The following is a 21402-nucleotide window of genomic DNA, read 5'->3' on the forward strand; positions in this document are numbered from 1 at the left end:
TACGGTCTTTTTACTCTTACCATTCTTACGGTTAGGATGATCAGCCAGCTTACTCTCGGAAATATGATGCTCCAGCTCAGCGGTCATCATGGATTCCAGAAAATGCTTCATCATTGGTGCCAGCACGCCATCGCTGCCGGTCATCTTTTTGCCAGAGTATAATCCAGCTATAGCTTCCTTTTTAAAGGACTCAAAATCAAAGTCGTCTTGTGTTGCCATATTTATGTCGATAGTTTAAAGTTACACTATTGACACAGTTTGTGAAACACCCTCAAATCCAATCATGTTTGATCAAATAAGTTTACCCTTTTTTCTACCCCAATAACGTCTCCAGATTTTCCACCAAGGTGTTTTAATACATGATTTTATATTTCGATTATTAGCTCCTTATTATAGCCATTATGTTTTTCATCAAGATAGCCATGTGGATTACATATAATCTCTGTTTGACCTATCTTATATCTTGTTGGAGTATGAATATGCCCATGTATCCAATACAACGGATTATATTTCGAAATCAAATCCTCAAGATTAGAAGCGTATGCAGAAGTTACTGGATCATTTTTGTATAATTCAGGAACCGATTTTATACTCGGTGCGTGATGCGTAATAACAACATTCTTATAATCTCTTGATTCCTCCAGACTTTCCTCCAACCACATTTTTGAAAACTGGTGAATCTTATAGGTGTCTATAGTTCTCAATTTAGAATAGGAAGGATCCCAGCGAATTTGTTTATAGTCATTCATTTTAGCTTGGCAGATAATCCCATATTCAACTGGGTTTCCAAACAAGGAAAAGTCTGTCCATAAGGTTGTACCATGGAACCTTATCCCGCTGAACTCAATTCTGTTATTTTCAAGAACTGTTACATTTGAGTCTCTTGATGCCTCAATGATCTTATGGAGTGTCTTTGGATATGAACCCTTGTAGTATTCATGATTACCAAGAATATAAATTACAGGTATATTTGGAATATATTTTTTAACCCATTCAAGCCCTTTTGTCCCAAGATTGGTATCACCAGCTAAAATGACAAGGTCAGCATTTTTAAAGTTTAGATCTGAAATCCCAAACTCTTGATGTAGGTCGCTAATAATTTGTATTCTCATTTTTATTTTAAGAGATGACATTACCATACTTATCAAGTTCTGCTTGACACTTAGAACATGTATTCCCCCCATAAAATGCCTGATTTTGATTCTTGGGAACTCTTATTATAGGTTGCTTATTACCGCAGACAGGACAATAAACTCTTTTAAAGTTCAACCCATATTTTGATTTACGCTTACTCATTATGATGAGCCATATAATAAAGCCAAGCGTTATACCTACAGTCAGAATCAAGTCGATGTATCTATCCATATTACTACTGAAATTGATTGTTGCTAAATATCGTTTATTTTTTGTCGAAAGCTTAAAGCTCATTTTTTTTGAGAGAGCAACGAATAACACGCTTCTGACCTTACCCCTGACTTAAATAGATTTCGTCGTTCTCGGGCAATAAAAAGTGGTTAAAACGCATGATTAAGTTTAATCCGGTCTACCTTTTCAATTTCCATATTACTATTTCATTACTGCGTGTCTCAAATAGGATTTATCTTTAATGATCACAAACTTGATTTGATCTCTTTCTCATGCCTCAGTTGAGCATTGCTCATTTACTCTCTTTGGGGTTTATCATTATTCTGGCACTAGTACAGGAATTAAAGTCATTTACTTACATATTCCCATACTATATTATCATTTCCCCTCGGCGGGTAAATGAGGTAACTTTGGTAACGTGAATCGAACACTGGATGTATGAAAACCAAGAAATTCCTACAGCACCAAAAAAATCTGTCAGAAAAATATTTTAAAATTATTTTATCTATACAGGAATTTTGATTTCTTGAGCTCTGAGGAATGCAATTTGATGAAGCTAAAAGATCAAGCCCAAAGCTCAAATCGAAGCAACTGAAGACCAATCATCGTCAAATTTACTCGCCCCTTTTCTCGCCCCATGGCATAAAAAAACCAGTAGTTATGTATAACTACTGGCTAAATAAGTGGTCCCGACGAGAATCGAACTCATATCTAAAGTTTAGGAAACTTCTATTCTATCCGTTGAACTACGGGACCAGAACCTACCTGATTACGCTGCCATTACCATGGTTTGCTACAGGAGCCACAAAAGTAAGTTTTCCTTCTGAATTTTCAGACATTAAAATCATTCCTTGTGACAAAATTCCTTTTATTTCTCTTGGTGCAAGATTTACAACCAAACTTACCTGCTGACCAACAATATCTTCCGGTTTAAAAAATTCTGCGATACCTGATACTACAGTACGTTGATCGATGCCAGTATCTACTGTTAATTTCAGCAGTTTTTTAGTTTTCTCTACTTTCTCTGCAGCGACGATGGTCGCAACACGGATATCAATCGCACCAAACTGCTCAAACTGAATGTTTTCCTTTGCAGGAGCAACTTCAGCAGTAGTCAATAAGTTATCTGATTTACTCTTATTCAATTTGTCAATTTGTGCCTGAACCTCTTCATCTTCGATTTTCTCGAACAATAATACTGGCTCATTCAACTGGTGACCGCGGTGCAGTAAATTCACTTTACCCGCATCTTCCCACTGGTGACCGCCATAATTCAGCATCTTCATCAGCTTATCTGCCGTGAAAGGCAAGAATGGCTCGATCAGGATCTCAATATTAGCTGCAATCTGTAAACTGATATTTAAGATCGTGCGCACCCTATCTTCGTCCGTTTTGATCACCTTCCAAGGTTCTGTTTCTGCCAGGTACTTGTTACCTAAACGTGCCACATTCATCACCTCTGTTAAAGCTTCTCTGAAGCGATAGTTTTCAATTGATGCGCTGATCTTTGCAGGATAAGCGGCAAGCTCATCCATTACCGCCTGATCAACCGGAGTAATCTCCATACACATCGGCACCCTACCCGCAAAATATTTATGCGTCAATACGGTTACCCTGTTGATGAAATTCCCAAGAATCGCCACCAGCTCATTGTTATTTCTTGCCTGAAAATCTTTCCAGGTAAAATCATTATCCTTTGTTTCAGGAGCCGTAGCCGTCAATACATAACGTAGCACATCCTGTTTACCTTTAAACTCTTCCAGGTACTCGTTCAACCAAACTGCCCAGTTTTTAGAGGTAGAGATCTTTTGGCCTTCTAAATTCAAGAACTCATTTGCCGGAACATTATCCGCTAGGATGTAATCTCCATGTGCCATTAACATCGCAGGAAAAATCACACAATGGAACACAATATTGTCTTTACCAATGAAGTGAACCAATTTCGTTTCTTCATCTTTCCAATAATCTTCCCAGTTACCTTTATTTAAGCCCGTTTTATTGATATAATATTCTTCTGCCTTAGGATTCCATACATCCAGACGGGCATATTCGAACAGCTCTTTAGTCGCCGAAATATAGCCGATAGGCGCATCAAACCATACATAAAGCACTTTACCTTCCGCATCTTTAACCGGAACTTTTACACCCCAGTCTAAATCTCTGGTCATTGCACGAGGCTGTAAACCGGCATTCAACCAGGACTGACATTGTCCGTAAACATTTGGTTTCCACTCTTTATGACTTTCAATATAAGTTCTCAATTGATCCTCATATTTATCCAGTGGCAAGAACCAGTTCTTGGTCTCTTTCCTTACTGGTTTTTCGCCAGAAAGTGTAGACTTGGGGTTGATCAGGTCAGTTGCATTTAAAGTACTTCCACAGCTCTCACATTGATCACCGTAAGCATTTTCATTGCCGCATTTCGGACAAGTTCCTGTGATATACCGATCTGCCAGGAAAGTCTGTGCCTTCTCATCATAATATTGTTCTGTGACCTCTTCGGTAAAAACCCCTTTTTCATAAAGGTTTTCAAAGAATTCTGAAGCGGTCTGATGGTGCATCAAAGAAGAAGTACGGTGATAAATGTCAAAAGAAACACCGAAATCCCTAAAAGAATCTCCAATGATTTTATGGTATTTATCAACGATCACTTGAGGACTAACCCCTTCCCTTTTAGCTTTAAGGGTAATAGGCACGCCATTCTCATCCGATCCACAAATAAACTTCACATCTCTCTTATTCGAACGCAAATACCTCACATAGGTATCCGCGGGCAAATAAACACCCGCAAGGTGTCCAATATGCACTGGCCCATTTGTATAAGGCAAAGCGGCCGTAACCGTATATCTCTTTATTTTACTATTATCCAAAACTATTTTTATTATTTTGTCAAATATAAGTGTTTTACCTATGATTAAGCAGCCGCCATATTTAAAAAAAGGAGACAAAATTGGAATCAGCTCTCCTGCCAAGAAATTAACCACAGACCTGAGCAAAGCGATCGCCGTTTTAGAGGGCTGGGGGCTGCAGGTAGTCCTTGGCGAAAATGTTTATGCTGCGCATGATCAATTTGCAGGAACAGATGAGCAAAGACGAAAAGACCTGCAAACGTTTTTAGACGATCCGGAGATCAAAGCCATCTTTGCTTCAAGAGGCGGCTATGGGACCATCAGAATCATAGATGAACTTGATTTTACTAAATTTCAGCAACACCCAAAATGGGTCATTGGCTTCAGTGATATTACCATTTTACTCTCCCATATTTTGGCCAAAACCAATACGCAAAGTATCCACGGACAAATGCCTAAAACATTTGAAACTGGCACGGCGGAATCATTGGAATCATTAAGAAAGGCCTTGTTTGGAGTAACAGAAACCTATACCTATAGCACTGAATTCGAAAACAGACCCGGCCAATCAGAAGGAGTGCTGATTGGCGGGAATTTAACTTTACTAATCGCCACAGCAGATTCTGATTCCGAATTTGATTATAATGATAAAATCCTGTTCCTAGAAGATGTAGGAGAACATGAGTACGCTATCGACAGGATGATGAGAGCACTAAAAAGAAGTGGTAAACTGGCTAAATTAAAAGGTTTAATCATAGGTGCATTTAATGGCTATGAAGTGGAAGAGCTCCCATTCGGACAAAGTCCGGAACAAATTATACAAGAAATTGTGAAGGATTATGATTATCCTGTTTGCTATAATTTCCCGCTTGGCCATATTGACGACAACCAAGCAATGATTATTGGAAGAATGGTTCAGTTCTCTACCAAGACTAATTCCACAAACCTCACATTTTAGCCGCTTGAAAACAACTTATCTTAATAATTATTATTATTTTCAAGACACTAAGCATCACTCTTAATCCACAATATGACATGAAAAAGTCTTTAGCGCTTCTCCCATCTTTATCTTTTGCCTCGCAACGGCCGAAGCTCAAATCAGTATAAGCACCGATGTTTCCGGTAAGCCATTAGAGGCTAGAAATTCAAAAGACAATCCAGTTGGGAGTAAATACCTGAATGAAAGCTGGACGCTTGGCGATGTACTTCAGGTAGATAACAAATACTTTAATGGAATGAACCTGAAGTATGATATATTCAATGACCAACTGATTTTTAAAAACCAAAAAGACGCGATATTAGCATTTAAAACTCCCGTTAAAGAATTCCATTTGTATGAAGATGTTAATGAAAATACCAGGGCAGTTCGAATCTATAAAAACAATTTTCCAGAGATAGATAAATTTCATAAAAACAGCTATTACCAGGTCTTAGTAGATGGAAAAGCAGTTTTATTAAAGAAATTCTTCCTGAATATTGTAGAGGGCATACCCTATGGAACTTCTGATGTACAAAAGACACTCATTCCAAATCAGGCTTATTTTTTATTGGTGAATGGAAAGATGACCAAGGTAAAGAAGCAGAAAGACAGCTTTCTATTACCGCTTTCCAATCATAAAGCAGCACTGAACCTTTACATTATAAATGAGAAAATCAAATTTAAATCTGATGAAGACCTGATCAAAATTCTTAGCTACTATAATACGCTAAATTAAAGACCCAGTTCAGATTAACTTATAGAAAGGTTAATTCCATAAAAACAAAAAACGGCGGCTGTATCATGATACAGCCGCCGTTTTTTGTTTAAAATCGGGATTATTGTCCGACTAAATTATTAGTATTCCTCTCTATTGTAGGAATTGGGAAAGTATAACGTTGATCTGATACTGCAATCGAAGTACCTGCTCCAACCGAAGGAAGCGGCTGATTAGTTCTTGCCAGGTCATTGTACCTGAAACCTTCACCTAAAAGTTCAATCCTTCTTTCTTTTAAGATTGCTGCTTGAAGTTGAGTGGCAGACAATGGACCAAAATTATAAGCGGCATCAGAACGATGACGCACCGCATCAAGTAAAGCTCTTGCCCGCACAGCATTTCCACCTGGTGCAGCTTCCGCTTCAGCAACGTTCAACAAAACCTCTGCATAACGAAGGATAGGCACAAAATCAATAAAAGGATTGGGAGTTGCGTATTTCTTTAAGAAAGGCTCATTTACTAAACCACTTCCTGTAAATAGGCCTGTGAATTTCACCTTACGGGCATCAGTTGCCGGCCATGCTGGATCAGCATAAATTCCAGCACCTGATTTATTCAAGTAATAAATAAACCCTCCACTCGTAGAGTTAAAATAAAAAGCCAGACCATTCTGCGTTCCTGGAGCGTTTGTACTTGCCATAGGAAAGGAGAAGATGGATTCTGGAGAAGTATATGGCGTAGCGAATATTGTTGCTGGATCTGCAGCCAATGAAGCTGGAGTTCTTGCTGTATTCACAAATGGAGCCACTTGTGGAACCATCTTATTCCCTTCTAAAATTACATTTGCATAATCTGCTTTAGCCAAATAAACCCTGGTTTTTAAAGCGATAACTGTATTCTTATGCGCTCTTGTGGTACTTAACTTTAAAGTTGCAGATACTGGGTAAGTATCTGGCAAATTAGGCTCTGCCTCATTCAAATCTTTTAAAATCTGAGTATAAACTTCTGCAACAGTACTGGATTTCAAATTGTTATTTGCTAAAGTACTTTCTGGGGTTAACCTCAATGGCAAACCTCTGGAAGTACCTCCATTTAGTACATATGGTTTTGCGAAAAGCTGGACAAGGGTAAAATAATTTAGGGCTCTGATAAATTTAGCTTCAGCGATCCCAGTATTCACTACACTGGCAGCCAGGCCTTTCTCATTTTTCTCTAAACCCGCAATTACAATGTTTGCTCTGTTTATCGTTAAATATGACTGAACCCAAAAATTGGCAACATTCGAACTTCCCGCGTCATTGGTCCCCTGATAAACGTCGTAACCAGTTACCACATTCGGATCTCTCGAAAGAAAATCTTCTCCCCTAACATCGTTGTACACTAAATATCGTCCTCCAAATATTCTACCATCTTTGGCAGAAAAATAAAGCCCCGACACTAATTTTTCTACTCGTTCCGGAGTTTCAAAAGCTTGACCTTCCGGAAGTTCTAGTACCGGTACTTGTGTTAAAAAATCCTTCTTGCAAGAGGAAAGCACCGCTGTAAATGCTATTGCAACAATAGCAGCTCTTGCTATTGGCAATGTATATGTGTTTCTATGAAATATTTTCATTGTCTGTCTTATATTATAAACCTATACTAATCCCAAAAGTGAATACTCTTCCTTGTGGAATACTATTTCTCTCTACACCACTAGAAAGATTTTGATTACCATTAGAGGAAATCTCTGGATCTACACCACTATAACCCGTGATTAAAAATGCATTGTTCACCTGTCCATAAAATCTAAGTTTACTAATTCCTGATTTTCCTAAAATACTAGAACCTGTAAATAGATTGGTAGGAAGTGTATAACCAAGCGTTACTGTTTGCAGACGAAGGAAATCACCCTTTTCAACATTCGCTGAGATCAGATAAGAAGAACCATTGGAAATGTTATCACCATAAATTGGCTTAGGAATTTCTGCATTCTGTCCTGGAGCAGACCAAGCATTTAAAACATCAACAGAATTGTTCCAGAAACGTTGGTCCAACAAACCAGCTCTTGAGCCGTTATAGATATAGTTACCTCCTGAGAAAGTAAAGTTAACCCCCAAATCAAAGTTTCCGTAGCTCAGATTATTGTTAAAACCACCATACCATGTTGGTAAAGTATTTCCAAGAATTTGTTGCTGATCTGTTGGTGCTGGAGCTGTCGTTCCGTCACTCACATAAGTATAACGAGAACCTAAATGCTCATACTGGATCTCACGACCTTGTAGGTCTACAAAGATACGGCGTCCATTTACAGGATTCACACCATTTGTTTTCACCCCATAGATACTCGCAGCAGAGTAACCCACAATAGTTGCACTCGTAGTTTCTAAACCAGAGGTCGTTGCCGTTACTTTCTGCACATTAGGATCTAATGCCGTTACTTTATTTTTTATAGACGTAAAGTTCAATGAAGATGTCCATTTCAGCTTAGTATCTCTAAATACAGCGGCTGTAATACCAAGTTCCACACCTCTATTGTACATCGCTCCAACGTTAGCTAAGATCTCACCTTGTGGATCATTTGGAATACCTTTTGAAGGTGCCTGAGGAACGCTTAAAATCATTCCGTCAATATTTTTGTTAAAATAGTCTACTTCAACCGTTAGTCTGTTGTCAAACATCCCAATATTCAAACCAATATCCGTTTGCTTACTGGTTTCCCAGGTTAGGTCAGTATTACCTGCCCTATTAAAGATAAAGCCAGTACCAGCTTCACCATACAATACAGGATTAAAAGTAGTAAACGCTCTATAAGCACCTACAGCACCGTTACCTACTACACCATAACTTGCTCTAAGTCTAAGGTTGTTTACAAAAGAACCCAATGAAGAGTTTGCGAAGAAGTTTTCTTTCGAAATCAACCAACCTACTGATGCACCACCAAAGTTCCCCCATTGTTTACCAGCGGCAAGTCCAGAGTTACCATCGCGTCTGTAATTTCCACTAATAAAGTATTTACCATCATAATTATAGTTTAACATTGCTAAATACGACTCTAAAGCCACTGCACTAATTCCATTTCCAGCAGCAGTATTCGTAATGAACTGTCCTTGAAATTGATTGTAAAAAGGGTCAGAAAGGCCTGCTCTTTGAGCTCCCCAATCATCTACAGTAGTCTTTTGAATCTCATTACCTACAATCACATTTAGGTTGTGAAGTTCTCCAAATGTTTTAGTTAAGTTTAAAGTATTGATCCAATTCCAGTTATTCCTTCTGTTGTTGTTATTATAAGCTAAGCCATTCGGTGTTTTACCATCACCTGATAATGGGTTCCAGAACTGAATATTTTCCGTATTACTTCTATCCCATGAATAGCTACTTTTAACCAACAATTCTTTTGTTAGTTTCAATTCAGCACCTAGGTTGGCAATAAATCTCGTTGCTTCCGAAGAATTTCTATCCTTTGCGATTAATACCGCAGGATTTGACCAAGAAGTTGGAATCAAGTTATTTTCATTGCCCACTGAACCATTTACAGAATTCAGGCTATAACTCCCATCAGGATTATATGGTCTTAAATTTGGTGCCAGAGCCACTGCAATCCTTCCTAAACCTGAACTCGCAAAAGCACCTCCGTCCGTAGAGCCACTATTAGGGCTGGCATTAAAACTGTTGGTGTAAGCCATGTTCATATTTAATTTCAGGTAGTCTGTTGCCTGATGTGTTACGTTTGCACGACCTGTGTATCTTTTGAAGGAGTTTCCTTTTAAAAATCCGTTTTGATCAGAGATACCACCAGAAACAAAATAAGATGTTTTCTCATTTGCGCCACTCAAGTTCACATTGTGATTTTGTGTGTAAGCAGTACGATATACCTCATCAAACCAATCAGTATCTACATTAGATCCATCTGCATTTACTGTAGGGAAGAAACTTTTTCCATTTGCATCCCTTTGAGATGCGGGAATTCCAGTAGGGTTAATCGCCAATAAGTTAGCAACTGCCTTATTTTTGTGGTTGATATATTGTTCCGCATTTAAAACTTCCGGTAATCTAACCGCATTACTCACACCAAACCAGCCATCATAATTAAGTCTGGTTTTACCGATTTTACCTTTCTTAGTGGTGATAATCAATACGCCTGCTGCACCTCTTGAACCATAGATTGCAGTTGATGCTGCATCTTTAAGGATGTCGATACTTTCGATATCCTCAGGATTGATATCTCCTAATGGGTTGTTAGCGGCAGAGTTCGCAGAGGTATTGCTTGTAGAAATTGGAATACCATCTACTACTACCAATGGAAATGAACTTAAAGAAAGAGAACTTAATCCCCTAACTCTAATCACCGGTGGATTGTTCAAAAGCCCATTCGGCTGAACAATACTTACCCCTGTTGCCTGACCCGCTAAACTTTGTCCAAAACTCTGAACTGGTTTATTCGCAATCTGGGCAGCTGTAACTGTTGCGGCAGATCCAGTAAAGGTCTTTCGGTCAATTTTACCGTATCCTGTTACTACCACTTCTGTTAATGCTTTTGAATCCGACTCCAACGCAATGTTAATCACAGAAGCATTGATGTTCTTAGATTCAGAAACATAGCCCAAATAAGAAAACTCTAAGGTATTTACTCCTTTTGGCACTTTCAAGTTGTACCGACCATCTGAACCAGTCTGAGTGCCGCCTTGTGCTCCTTTTAATTTGATGGTTACGCCTGGTAGTGGTTTTCCATCACCACTGTCCGTAACTGTTCCGGTAATTGTTCTTTCTTGCGCCATTGCAGTTCCTGCAACAAACAAAAGAATGAACAAACTTCGTAGAAGTTTTTTCATAAAAATAATTTAGGTTAGTTAATAGTTCGGTTAAGATATGTAACATATTTTATAATTTTGAACAAAAAATCATTTTACTGTCTTTTTATTCGGAAAAAACAATAAAAATCAATGGCCTAAATAATAAGTGGTTACAGAAAAATAGCCTACAAATTCAATAGACATTGTTTTTTCGCAAAAAACTTGCTATGAAGGAATTAACGAAAAAAATGAGCTTCAAGCACCAAATAAGGTTTTTTCGTAAGGTAGAATTGAGCATATATCCTAAAAGGAAGGCATTAACAATGTAAAAAACAAAACGGCCGATCCTTCCAAAATGAAAAATCAGCCGTTTTGTAAAAAAAAATGCCCTGGAAATTTCTGGGAATCCAATATAAAGTAGGCTAGTTTGGGTTCTGAATCAATACCCCATTTGAGGCATTAATAGAGATCTGGTCAATGGGCAATTGAAATTTATCAGATCCGGCAGGAAGCAATACTTTTCTGTAAGGGCGACCAGTCCCATCTGCGCTGTCACCAAAACGAGCATTTCTAACTACCGGTAGGTTTTTACGTTTCAAGTCCACAAACCGATCACCTTCAAAAGCAAGCTCTAATCTTCTTTGTAAAGCAATCGCAGACTGCAGAGCTATGCCCCGCTCCCCACCAGCTCTAAAATCAGTATAACGTTTAGACCTCAGGTTATCTAAATCGGCAAGTGCCAATCCATCATTACCCGGGATATTGCTATAAGCTTCTGCTCTGTTTAATAATACTTCAGCAACGCGCATGAGTTTAATATCTACTACGTTCAGGTTTCCAGAAGCCCTGCCCTCGTATTTACTCACATAATTGAGCAGAATACCTTCGTTTGTTTTCTCGGTAAAATAGGCTGCCTTTCTAACATCCGTTGCCTTGTATAAATTATAGAAGTCGAAAGCCGGCACTTGCTCCGCTCTGGCATTTTGTCCTAAAACAGTACCTGGAGTAAGTCTATTCACATCAAGAACAGCTAATTTGAACAATACACCTGCATCAGTCGCATCTTTCCAAATCCCTGAAAATTCGCTCAACGAACCTGCATCCCCGTTAATTGCTAACGCACTGCTGCTTGCAGTGACACATTTGTCCCATTCCCCACGGTATAAATACACCCTCGACAAATAGCCGTAAACTGCCGCTCTGGATAAACGTCCTTTTGCTTTAACAGCTGACAGGTCATCAATTAAGCCCGCTGCTTTTTCTAAATCATCTCTGATTTGATCATAATTACTTTTTACTGTTGCTCTAACAGGGTTGTCGGTCACCAGTTGAACCGTTTTGAGGTAAGGAATGCCCAAATCAGTAGCCGAAGCATTGGTATACGTTTTACCAAATAACCTTAGCATATCAAAATGTACAATTGCTCTGACTGCTAGCGCCTGCCCTTCAACATCAGCTCTCGAACCATCTTTAAGGTTATCGATTTTTGCTAAAATTGCATTTGCAGTTCTGATGATGCTGTAACCATCTTGGTAGAAATTAGTTGTCGATAAGCCATTGTAATCCCAGTTCTGATAAACCAGGCCTGTTTGCCGACCGCCGCTGTAGCTGATCGCATTATCCGAAAGGATGTCATTCGAAGCAATAAAATTAAAATTATCAGTACCACCATAGTAATCATTGGGTACATAGGCCGCCTGATTTCCCTTAGATAGCATTCTTAAATACATTCCTCTCGCTGCGGCTGCAAAATCGCTTGGCCTGATCAAGGCTTGCTCGTCAGTTACGGCATTGAATGGCTTTAGATCTAGTTGTTTTTTACAGGAACTAAAGGCGATTACAGCCATCAATCCCGTTAATATATAAATACGTTTCATCTTTCTTAATTTAGAAGGTCATGTTTAAACCAACAGTCCATGATTTATAGTTTGGATAAGAATACAAGCTATATATACCATTTACATAAGGAGTACCATTCACTGGATTTGTAGGATCTGTCTCTGTAGAACCGATTCCGACCTCGGGATCACCTTTGTAATGCGGACGGTAAGTCAGCAAATTATGCCCGGTTACATACACATTTACGGCCTGGATAAATCCAGTTTTCTGCAAAATCACTTTAGGGACGCTATAAGCTAAAGTCACATCTCTCAAACGGACATAATCCCCTTTTTGGAGAAATCTATCTGTATCCTGGAAATCCGTATTGCCTTTAACCGGTTTTGGATTTTTACTGAGCTGACCTGGAGTTTTCCAATAATCCAAAGCATCCTGAGCCAACCTTAAACCAACGCTTGAACCATCAGAGATTTGAGTAGCATATATTGCATTATAGATATAGTTACCACCACTAAAAGCAGCGATTGCCGACAACGTAAAGTCTTTATAACCTAGCTGGACATTTGCTCCACCATAATAGGTAGGCGTAGCCGATTTACCGGATAAAGCAACCGCATAGCTGCCGAATTTATTGGTGACATTTCCCGCCAAATCATAATAAAGGGCATCCCCATTTTCTGGATCAACACCTGCAGATCTCGTAAGAAAAAAGTTTGCATAGGGCCTGCCTACAGCTAAAGTGGTGTAGCCATCCGGCTGAGGTATGCTTTCGTTAGGCTTACCCGTTAGTTTCGTGATTCTGTTTTTATTAAACGAAACGTTCCCTCCTGCACTAAATCGCCAGTCCTGGGTCCTGATAAATTTGTAGTCCAATGAGAATTCATATCCTGAGTTTTTCATGGTACCCATATTTTTAAGCTGCGAAGTAAAGCCTACCGTACTTGGAACCGGAACCAATTGCAGCAAATCTTCTCTAACCTGAGTATAGTAATCGATTGAACCTGTCAATCTGGTATCAAACATGATGAAATCAAAGCCAACGGTACCTGCCTTTTGTTTTTCCCAAGCTAAATGATCACTTCCCAATTGGGTTGGCCTCAAGGCTGATCCACCGCCGTAACTCCCGTATCCATATAATGGTAAAGAGTTATAATTGCCAATGTTAAAATTACCGGATGTACCAATGCTGGCCCGAAACTTTAAGTCGTTGATGACCTCAACGTCTTCCATAAAGTTTTCTTTGGTAACATTCCATGCCAGACCAGCAGAATAGAAAGTACCATATTGATTATCCTCACCAAACCTTGAAGAACCATCTCTTCTTACAGAAAAGTCAACAAAATATTTCTCCTGGTAGTTATAGCTAGGCTTGAAGAATACGGAGAATAAGCTCCATTGCTCTCTACCTGTACTTGTTGTTAAAGGTACGGAAGAGTTGTTTTGAGTCGTTAAATCAGGATTTGCGAAACCTTTACTTGATAAAAAGTAGTTCTTTGCATCATTCTTTGTGAACTCAGAACCCAATAGGAAATCTAAATGATGGTCTTCATAGATGGCCGTTTCATAATGAGCGGTATTAGTCCAGGCATAGTTGAACAGCCTCGTACCATTGTCTGTCTTCGTTCCAGGAGCGGCTTTATCACCACTGATCTGATCCAGGTAAGAACCTGGCTTTATATAAAATTCTCTGGTATAATCATAGAAATTCAAGCCCATTTGAGACTTCAGTTTTAAGCCTTTCATTGGATTTGCTTCTACAAACAAAGACCCGAAGGCGGCATTTGTGTTGTTAAATTCAGGGTTATTTTTGATCGCCTCTAATACTGGGAAACCACTATAAGTAAGGTTATAACTGCCATCCTTATTAAATACCGGCTCATAAGGGTTGGTCCTCATGGCCACGTAATAAGCATTCTGTGGGCTATATCTATCCCTCTGCGCATCAATACGGAAAGAAGAAAAGTTAGAATTGACACCGACGCTTAGCCATTCTTTAGCTTTATAAGTGACGTTTAAACGACCACCAGTGCGTTTAAACTTAGAACCAATCACAATACCGTCCTGGTCAAGGTGTTCTAAACTCAAATAATAATTAAATTTACCATCTGCTCCGGATAAGGAAATTTGATTTCTGACTTGTGGCGCAGTACGCAGGATTTCTTTTTGCCAATCTGCTCCATTTGCATTTAAGCTGTTCCATTGTTCAGTTAATTTATCCGCAGGAATAGCCTGAAGATTAGCATAACCATTGTTTCGCATGAAAGCAGTCATGAACCGATTACTGAATCCTAAATCATACTCATACTGTAAGGTCTGATCTGGAGTCATCAATTTATAATTGTCATTGATGCGCGACTGCTCCGTATACTCCACCGAATACGTGAATTTTGGCTCATTTAATTTTCCTTTTTTTGTGCTGATTAAGACCAGCCCATTCGCACCCCTGGCACCATAAATGGCCGAAGAAGAGGCATCTTTAAGGATAGAGATCTGCTCGATATCATTTGCATTGATCGCATTGTATACTTTAGCATCTACAACCGTACCATCGACTACGAATAAAGGATCGGAACCTGCCGCCAGTGAGCCCACACCTCTTAACCTGACAAAGGCACTTTGCCCTGGAGCACCGTTCATTGCGGTTACCTGTACGCCTGCAGCCTGACCTTGTAAAAGGTTACTTAAGTTAGGTACCGGTAAATTCTCAATTGATTTACCACTGATCGAAGAAACCGCACCGGTAATCGTTGATTTTTTCTGGCCAGAATAACCAGTCACCACAACCTCACCCAGCTGTTCCGTATCCGTACTCAATACAACATTGATAATTGTAGCCGAGCCAATAAACTTGCTGATTTTTGTATAGCCTACTGAATAGAATTCAATCGTCATAGCTGAGGCCGGGGCTGAAATGGAATATTCCCCCTGTTCATTGCTGGAAGTACCCATCGAAGTGCCAATAATTTTAACAGAAACACCAGGAATCGGCAAACCGTCATCTTTTCCGGTAACTGTACCAGTAATTGTCCGGTTTTGAGCCAGCGCAGTACCTGCGATGAACATCAAAATGAACAAACTTTGTAAAAGTTTTTTCATATAATACATTAGATTTTTTAATAGGGGCCGAATATAGACAAACAGGATAGGCATGCGCCATAAAAACCGATGATACAACCTTAATGACGTTTTTTTGACAAATAGAAACCTGAAGATTTCGAGGCTCTATAAAACGCATTAAATTTCATAAAAGAATGCCAGTCCAAATTTAATTTTCTTATTTATGGACAAGGGGTATGATCACCCTGGAAAATAAACCGAAATGTAGTAGTGTAAAGAAATAACTTGATTTTACTATAAATAACAAAGCCCGCTGAATTTAAAATTCAGCGGGCCTTTACTTAAATATAAAAATGGGAATTATGGTCTTACGTCCCAGAAAGCTCTAGCATCCATGCCTGTTTTTTGTTTGGCATTTGGATTTAAGGAAGTCTCTGTTTGTGGATAGAATAATGATCTTGGAATATAATTCGTTACCGCTTGTGCAGCAACTGCAATTGCTGGATAACCTGTTCTTCTCCAATCCGTCCATGATTCTCCCAGTACACCAAAACTAGCGATATATTTTTCATTGATGATTTGTTGAAGTTGTTGAGCCGGAGTACCAGTCAAAGTACCATGACCTGCAAGATATATATCCCGATCTACAGCTTCAACTTTAGCATCATTCATCGAAGCAGTTATACCTGCCTGGAAGAAGGTCTGCGCACTACCTGGAGAATTAAACCTTAATGCCGCTTCAGCTCGCATGAAATTATATTCAGCGAAAGTTAGCATTCTAATAGGAGCAGCTCCAGAATAAAAATCTTCATTCGCATCATACTCTCCTCTTAAATACTCATGAAACTTAGAGTAATTCTGAGAAGGCGCAGCACCACTTACACTTCCTACAAACAAACCAGATCCTTCAGGAAACTCTGTAAAATAAAATGCACGTCTTGGATCATCCTTCACGTTCATCATGTTCACTATAAAGTTATTTGCTACCAAATAACCAGCACGAGCCGTTGCATATTGCTCAATTGGATTCTGATTACTCGCTTCACTGGTAAAAGGCATTTGGAAACTATCAGCATTACTTGTGAACAATGGAACCCCTGAAGCAATTAGCTGATCAATCTGAGCTTTTGCAAAAGCAGGATCTTTCTCACTATAATGAAGGTATATCCTTAATTTTAAAGTATTTGCAAACTTAATCCAGTTCGCTTTTGAAGTTGAAAATGCTCCTTTATAAATAGTACTGTTTGTACTAGGAGACTCAAGTGAAGTTGTTGCATTTACTTCGGCAATTCCTTGATCCAATAAAGGAATCAGCGCTTTATAAATAGATTCCGAAGAATCGTATTTTGGCTGAAGATTAGCCAACGTCTGCTGAGTCTCAGAAAAAGGAATATCTCCCCACATGTCTACAGAAGTCTGGTAGGCATAAGCTTTCATGATTTTTGCAATACCAGAATAATGAGGGCTTCCTTCTGCAGTAGCTTTAGTGATGATATTTTCTGCATCATTTAAAATCGTAGCATACAATGTTGACCATGCATTGTTTAGATCAGTTCCTTGTATCAAATATCGCTCATAAAGTTGAGTAGCATTTAAAGTCCCACTGCTCTGTCCAGAAAACTGCTGCATAATCAGCGAGGTATTTCTATTCATATCACTACCAGCATAAAACCCAAGGTTTACGGTTAATGAGGTTAATTGTTGTTTAATTGGAGCAGACAATACAGAGTCTGGATCCTGATTAATATCGTAAAACTTCTTGCAAGAGCTAGCAGTCAATATGCCAACTGTAGCAAATGCTATAACGACTATATTTTTTATATTTTTCATATACGTTCCTATTTAAATTATAGTGATAATTTTAAATTCACACCCACGGTTCTTGTACTTGGCAATGAGTTAAACTCAAGACCTTGTGCATTACTTACACCAAATGCATTTTGCTCTGGATCAAAGTGTGGATAGTTTTTAGCTTTCAAATAAAGATTACGGCCAAAAACACCAAACTCAACACTTCTAAATGGAGTCTTACCAATCACTGATTGTGGCAATCGGTAGTTTAAAGCCGCTTCACGAATTCTAAACCATGAAGTATCATAGATATATCCTTCAGCAGCGACGTACTTACCCGCATTACCATAGTAATCCTGTGCACGTACTTGAGTCGTATTTGGCTGTCCTGCATTTGGACCTGATGCATAAACTCCCTCGAACCTATAAGGTCTTGTTGGCGTTACATTATCAGCTTCAAAACGTGGGAATTCTGCAGTTTCTTTAGCAGCACCATTCCGCTGAACATCAGCTATATTCCTTGAATATTGATCGCCACCTTTACGAATATCAATTAAGAATGAGAAAGAGAAATCTTTATATTTAAAAGTATTAAAGATACCAGCAGTATAGTCAGGATTTGGATTCCCAATTTTCTCAACATTCGCACTTGACAATGGCAACCCAGTCGCTGGGTTAATCAGCAATTGACCTTCAGCATTACGTTGATAAGCAGAACCATAAATCTGCCCATATTCATCCCCTGCTACCAATTGAATATTTGGCGTAGTAAAACCAGCAAGGAAAATATCTTGTACACCTGGTGCCAATTCTTCTACTGTTGATTTATACTTAGTGAAGTTCAAGCTAATATCCCATGAGAAATCAAGCGTTTTTAATGGCGTACCACTCACCATAAACTCGAAACCTTTAGTACTTAGCTTTCCAGCATTCTTATATAAGTTGGTAATTCCAGAAGCAGCAGAATAAGGAACAGAAAGAATTACACTTCTTGTGTTTCTAGTATAATAAGTCGCATCTAAAGTTAATCTGTTTTTAAAGAAAGTCAATTCCGTACCATAAGAAATCTCTCTGGTAAACTCAGGAGTTAGGTCAGGATTCCCCGCAGTATCATTCAAGGTATAACCAGCTAAACCATCAAAAGGGAAAATAATTTCTGCTCCAGTACCATCACCAGCAGAGGACTTATCATAATAAGTAGATGTGGTATAAGCTGGAGCTCCTTTTCCAACCTCACCTGCACTTACCCGAAATTTAATCTGATTGATATACTTATCATCTTTCAACTCTGGAAAAGCGTCAGTAAGCACGAAACTTAAGGCAGCTGCAGGATAGAAAATAGATCTATTAGCTGGTGCTAGAGTTGAAGACCAGTCATTACGCGCTTTTAAGTTTAATGACAAGTAGCCTTTATAGTCTACTACAAAATCCGCAAAAACACCCAGCAGTCTGGTTTTAGAACTGCCCAAAAATGGGTCACGAATCAAAGTGTTTTTTATGTTATCAAACCCTGGAATAACAACGTTATAACCAGTGATGCTCATATTACCAATATAATTTTGATTGATCTCATTACCTAAAGTAGCCAATAGGTTAAAATCACCAAATTTCTTATTTGCATTTACAGTAAAATAAGAACTGAAATTTCTAACATTGTTGTTTTGGTCGATAATACCACCGATTAACCTTGATGTTGCACCAGTAAAACCTCCTCCTCTGTTGCCAACCTCATCAAAGCCTTTGCTTTTCATGTTGAAGAAATCTGTTCCAACTTTAAGGTCTACGTTTAACCAGTCAGTGAATTTGTATTGTGCATTTGCATTTCCAAGAATACGATTCACTTCATCATTATACTTATTGTATTTGATCGTCCAATAAGGATTGTCTTCTCCAAATGGGAAAAGTTGATTGCCTTTTACATCTTCAAAAGGAAGACCGGTCAAATCATAAGATCTAGGAGTAAAAAATGCTCTAAACAATGGATTTGACAATTGGTTACCTTGCAAGGTTCTAATCGAATTCGTATTGGTATAGGTAACAGAAGCGCCAACGGTCAACTTAGAAGTAACCTCAGTAGTTCCATTAAAAGTCACGTTATTTCTCCTTAACTTATTATTATCAATTACATACGTTTCCGTAGAATTACCATAAGCTAATCTAAAAGTCGATTTTTCCGTACCTCCAGCAAAACTAACGTTATTCTGCAGATTATAGGACTGCTTGAAAATGTCTTTTACGTTATCAGGATATGCTGTTAAGATAGCAGGTTGACCATGGGCGTTGGTATAAGCCTGACCCATAATTTTTGGTCCCCATGAAGTACTTACACCACTTCCAATTGCTGTAGCTTTACCAATGTTAGCTGGCGTTAACAAGCCATTGTTACCTTGAGCATACTCATTTTGATACTCAGGAAGGCGATTTACATTTCCTACATTGTAACTAGAAGAAACAGTAATTGTTCCTTTTTCATTCTTTTTACCTTTTTTGGTAGTAATCAAAATTACCCCAGAAGCACCTCTTGAACCATAAGTTGAAGTCGCTGCAGCATCCTTTAAGACTACGATGTTTTCAATATCGTCAGGATTGATATCGATAGCCCTGTTGGATAAAGAAGGTCCTGATTGCAATGGGGTATCACCACCACTGTTGTCGATTGGCACACCATCCACAACATACAACGGCTGGTTGCTTCCTGTAAATGTAGTCATACCTCTAATAATCACACCAGAACCGGTAAATGCACCACCCGAACCTGAAGCACGAACACCTGGCACTTTTCCTACCAGCTCATTTGTTACGTTTGTAGATTTAGAAGTAGTTAACTCCTCCGCATTGATCTTAGTAGTAGAATATCCGAGAGATTTTTTATCCCTTTGGATACCGAAAGAAGTTACAACAACTTCATTCAACGCTTTTGAATCGGACGCTAAAGAAACATTCACTACGTTTCCAGCACCAAGTGTTACAGATTTGCCTACATAACCTAGATAGGAGAATTCTAAAGTAGCGGCAGATGAAGTTACTTTTACAGCATACTTACCGTCTGCTCCTGATTGAGTCCCGGTTTGGGTTCCTTTAATTTTAACAGTTACACCTGGTAATGGCTTACCATCTTCAGTGTCCGTAACTGTACCAGTAATTGTTCGATCCTGAGCCATAGCGGAACTCGCTATAAACAGCAAAATGAACAAACTTTGTAAAAGTTTTTTCATAAAAAATAAATTTAGGTTAGTTAATAATTATATGAATATAGACAGTTTGCTTACCATAATGTTACTCTAATTATTTTGCAATAAATAAATGACAATTTCATGACTATATTTTTTTGTAACAAAACTCATAAAAACCAGACTAATACCTCTATTAATTTGTTAAAAAAGCGCTTTTGCAAAATTAAATACCAAAATCTAAGAATCGCATTATTGCCTTTTTTTTTGAACCAAAAAATGACATTTATATCGAATAAGATTCAATTTAAAGGTTTTCTAAGAAAATAAAAATGAAAAATTAGTGCCAGAACACGTAGAGGATGGGGCAAGCTTTCTGATGAAAACAAATGCAACCGACAACTTAAAGGAGTAATTTCGGTCTAGATACTTTTAAAAATGAACGAGTTACTAGAAGTCTATATTCAGCTATTTTGAAGGTTCATTTTATTAAAACATGAATACACATGAACTTATAAAATAGCCTTACAGCATCAAAAACGCTATTAACAGTTTCAAACTTGCTGCGAAATGATCATCCCCTAAACAACCAAATTAGATTGAGATATTTTATTAAAAAAAAAGAAAAGATAGCGACAATTATGAAAATCACATTGAAAAAAAATTTTACAAAGCCTCACAATTAATATTAAGTTAATCACCAACAATAAATAAACCTTCAAGTACATCAATTGCCATTCTCCAAAAGAACCGAAACTATCACTAGGACACTATTATAGAGCCATATATAAGCCCACAATACCAGCTCACCTGACCACTATTGCCATCTTCATAAAGGGAGAGAACCAGAGGTAAAAACACCAGCAAA

10 protein-coding genes, 1 tRNA gene and 1 pseudogene are annotated in these 21402 nt (G+C 38.4%); 2 read left to right on the top strand and 10 right to left on the bottom strand.

What is annotated here, in order from left to right; genetic code table 11:
* The 4 genes and pseudogenes from H9X96_RS14740 to metG form a co-directional block, all read right to left on the bottom strand.
* Positions 1-219 (bottom strand): annotated as a pseudogene (locus H9X96_RS14740) (IS256 family transposase); the annotation flags it as partial.
* Positions 220-365: 146 nt separating this feature from the next.
* Positions 366-1184, bottom strand: coding sequence for a metallophosphoesterase (locus H9X96_RS14745; RefSeq protein WP_255431130.1), 819 nt, complete (start codon positions 1182-1184; stop codon positions 366-368).
* 865 nt (positions 1185-2049) lie between these two features.
* A tRNA-Arg gene (locus tag H9X96_RS14750) sits at positions 2050-2121 on the bottom strand.
* A gap of 5 nt (positions 2122-2126) precedes the next feature.
* The gene (gene metG / locus H9X96_RS14755; protein WP_222943912.1) at positions 2127-4235 is read right to left on the bottom strand and encodes a methionine--tRNA ligase; all 2109 of its coding nucleotides are present in this window, start codon (positions 4233-4235) and stop codon (positions 2127-2129) included.
* Positions 4236-4275: 40 nt separating this feature from the next.
* Between metG and H9X96_RS14760 the strand changes: the two genes are divergently transcribed.
* Together H9X96_RS14760 and H9X96_RS14765 are read left to right on the top strand one after the other, a co-directional pair.
* Complete coding sequence (locus H9X96_RS14760; RefSeq protein WP_187667035.1) at positions 4276-5172, top strand: LD-carboxypeptidase; 897 nt, start codon at positions 4276-4278, stop codon at positions 5170-5172.
* 277 nt (positions 5173-5449) lie between these two features.
* Positions 5450-5929: a hypothetical protein gene (locus tag H9X96_RS14765; protein ID WP_187667036.1), complete on the top strand. Its 480-nt coding sequence runs from the start codon at positions 5450-5452 to the stop codon at positions 5927-5929.
* A 100-nt stretch (positions 5930-6029) separates the two neighbouring features.
* Here the strand turns inward: H9X96_RS14765 and H9X96_RS14770 are convergent, their stop codons facing one another.
* The 6 genes from H9X96_RS14770 to H9X96_RS14795 all read right to left on the bottom strand — a co-directional run bounded on the left by H9X96_RS14770 (position 6030) and on the right by H9X96_RS14795 (position 20579).
* On the bottom strand, positions 6030-7520 hold the full coding sequence (locus H9X96_RS14770; protein ID WP_187667037.1) for a RagB/SusD family nutrient uptake outer membrane protein: 1491 nt from the start codon (positions 7518-7520) through the stop codon (positions 6030-6032).
* Between the two features lie 13 nt (positions 7521-7533).
* Positions 7534-10716 (bottom strand): TonB-dependent receptor, encoded by a 3183-nt coding sequence (locus H9X96_RS14775; protein ID WP_187667038.1) that lies wholly within the window; start codon positions 10714-10716, stop codon positions 7534-7536.
* 383 nt (positions 10717-11099) lie between these two features.
* Complete coding sequence (locus H9X96_RS14780; RefSeq protein ID WP_187667039.1) at positions 11100-12554, bottom strand: RagB/SusD family nutrient uptake outer membrane protein; 1455 nt, start codon at positions 12552-12554, stop codon at positions 11100-11102.
* A 10-nt stretch (positions 12555-12564) separates the two neighbouring features.
* Positions 12565-15612: a SusC/RagA family TonB-linked outer membrane protein gene (locus H9X96_RS14785; RefSeq protein WP_187667040.1), complete on the bottom strand. Its 3048-nt coding sequence runs from the start codon at positions 15610-15612 to the stop codon at positions 12565-12567.
* A 321-nt stretch (positions 15613-15933) separates the two neighbouring features.
* A complete protein-coding gene (locus tag H9X96_RS14790) occupies positions 15934-17403 on the bottom strand; it encodes a SusD/RagB family nutrient-binding outer membrane lipoprotein (protein ID WP_187667041.1) in 1470 nt (489 codons plus the stop codon).
* Between the two features lie 17 nt (positions 17404-17420).
* Positions 17421-20579, bottom strand: coding sequence for a SusC/RagA family TonB-linked outer membrane protein (locus H9X96_RS14795; protein WP_187667042.1), 3159 nt, complete (start codon positions 20577-20579; stop codon positions 17421-17423).
* Positions 20580-21402: the final 823 nt, after the last annotated feature.

Source organism: Pedobacter sp. N36a (assembly GCF_014472395.1).
Classification (GTDB): domain Bacteria; phylum Bacteroidota; class Bacteroidia; order Sphingobacteriales; family Sphingobacteriaceae; genus Pedobacter.

Excerpts from the sequence above, each read along its gene's own strand:
- H9X96_RS14745 (WP_255431130.1), bottom strand. The coding sequence starts at position 1,184 with ATGGGGGGAATACATGTTCTAAGTGTCAAGCAGAACTTGATAAGTATG.
- H9X96_RS14760 (WP_187667035.1), top strand. The coding sequence starts at position 4,276 with ATGATTAAGCAGCCGCCATATTTAAAAAAAGGAGACAAAATTGGAATC.
- H9X96_RS14765 (WP_187667036.1), top strand. The coding sequence starts at position 5,450 with ATGAACCTGAAGTATGATATATTCAATGACCAACTGATTTTTAAAAAC.
- H9X96_RS14770 (WP_187667037.1), bottom strand. The coding sequence starts at position 7,520 with ATGAAAATATTTCATAGAAACACATATACATTGCCAATAGCAAGAGCT.
- H9X96_RS14775 (WP_187667038.1), bottom strand. The coding sequence starts at position 10,716 with ATGAAAAAACTTCTACGAAGTTTGTTCATTCTTTTGTTTGTTGCAGGA.
- H9X96_RS14780 (WP_187667039.1), bottom strand. The coding sequence starts at position 12,554 with ATGAAACGTATTTATATATTAACGGGATTGATGGCTGTAATCGCCTTT.
- H9X96_RS14785 (WP_187667040.1), bottom strand. The coding sequence starts at position 15,612 with ATGAAAAAACTTTTACAAAGTTTGTTCATTTTGATGTTCATCGCAGGT.
- H9X96_RS14790 (WP_187667041.1), bottom strand. The coding sequence starts at position 17,403 with ATGAAAAATATAAAAAATATAGTCGTTATAGCATTTGCTACAGTTGGC.
- H9X96_RS14795 (WP_187667042.1), bottom strand. The coding sequence starts at position 20,579 with ATGAAAAAACTTTTACAAAGTTTGTTCATTTTGCTGTTTATAGCGAGT.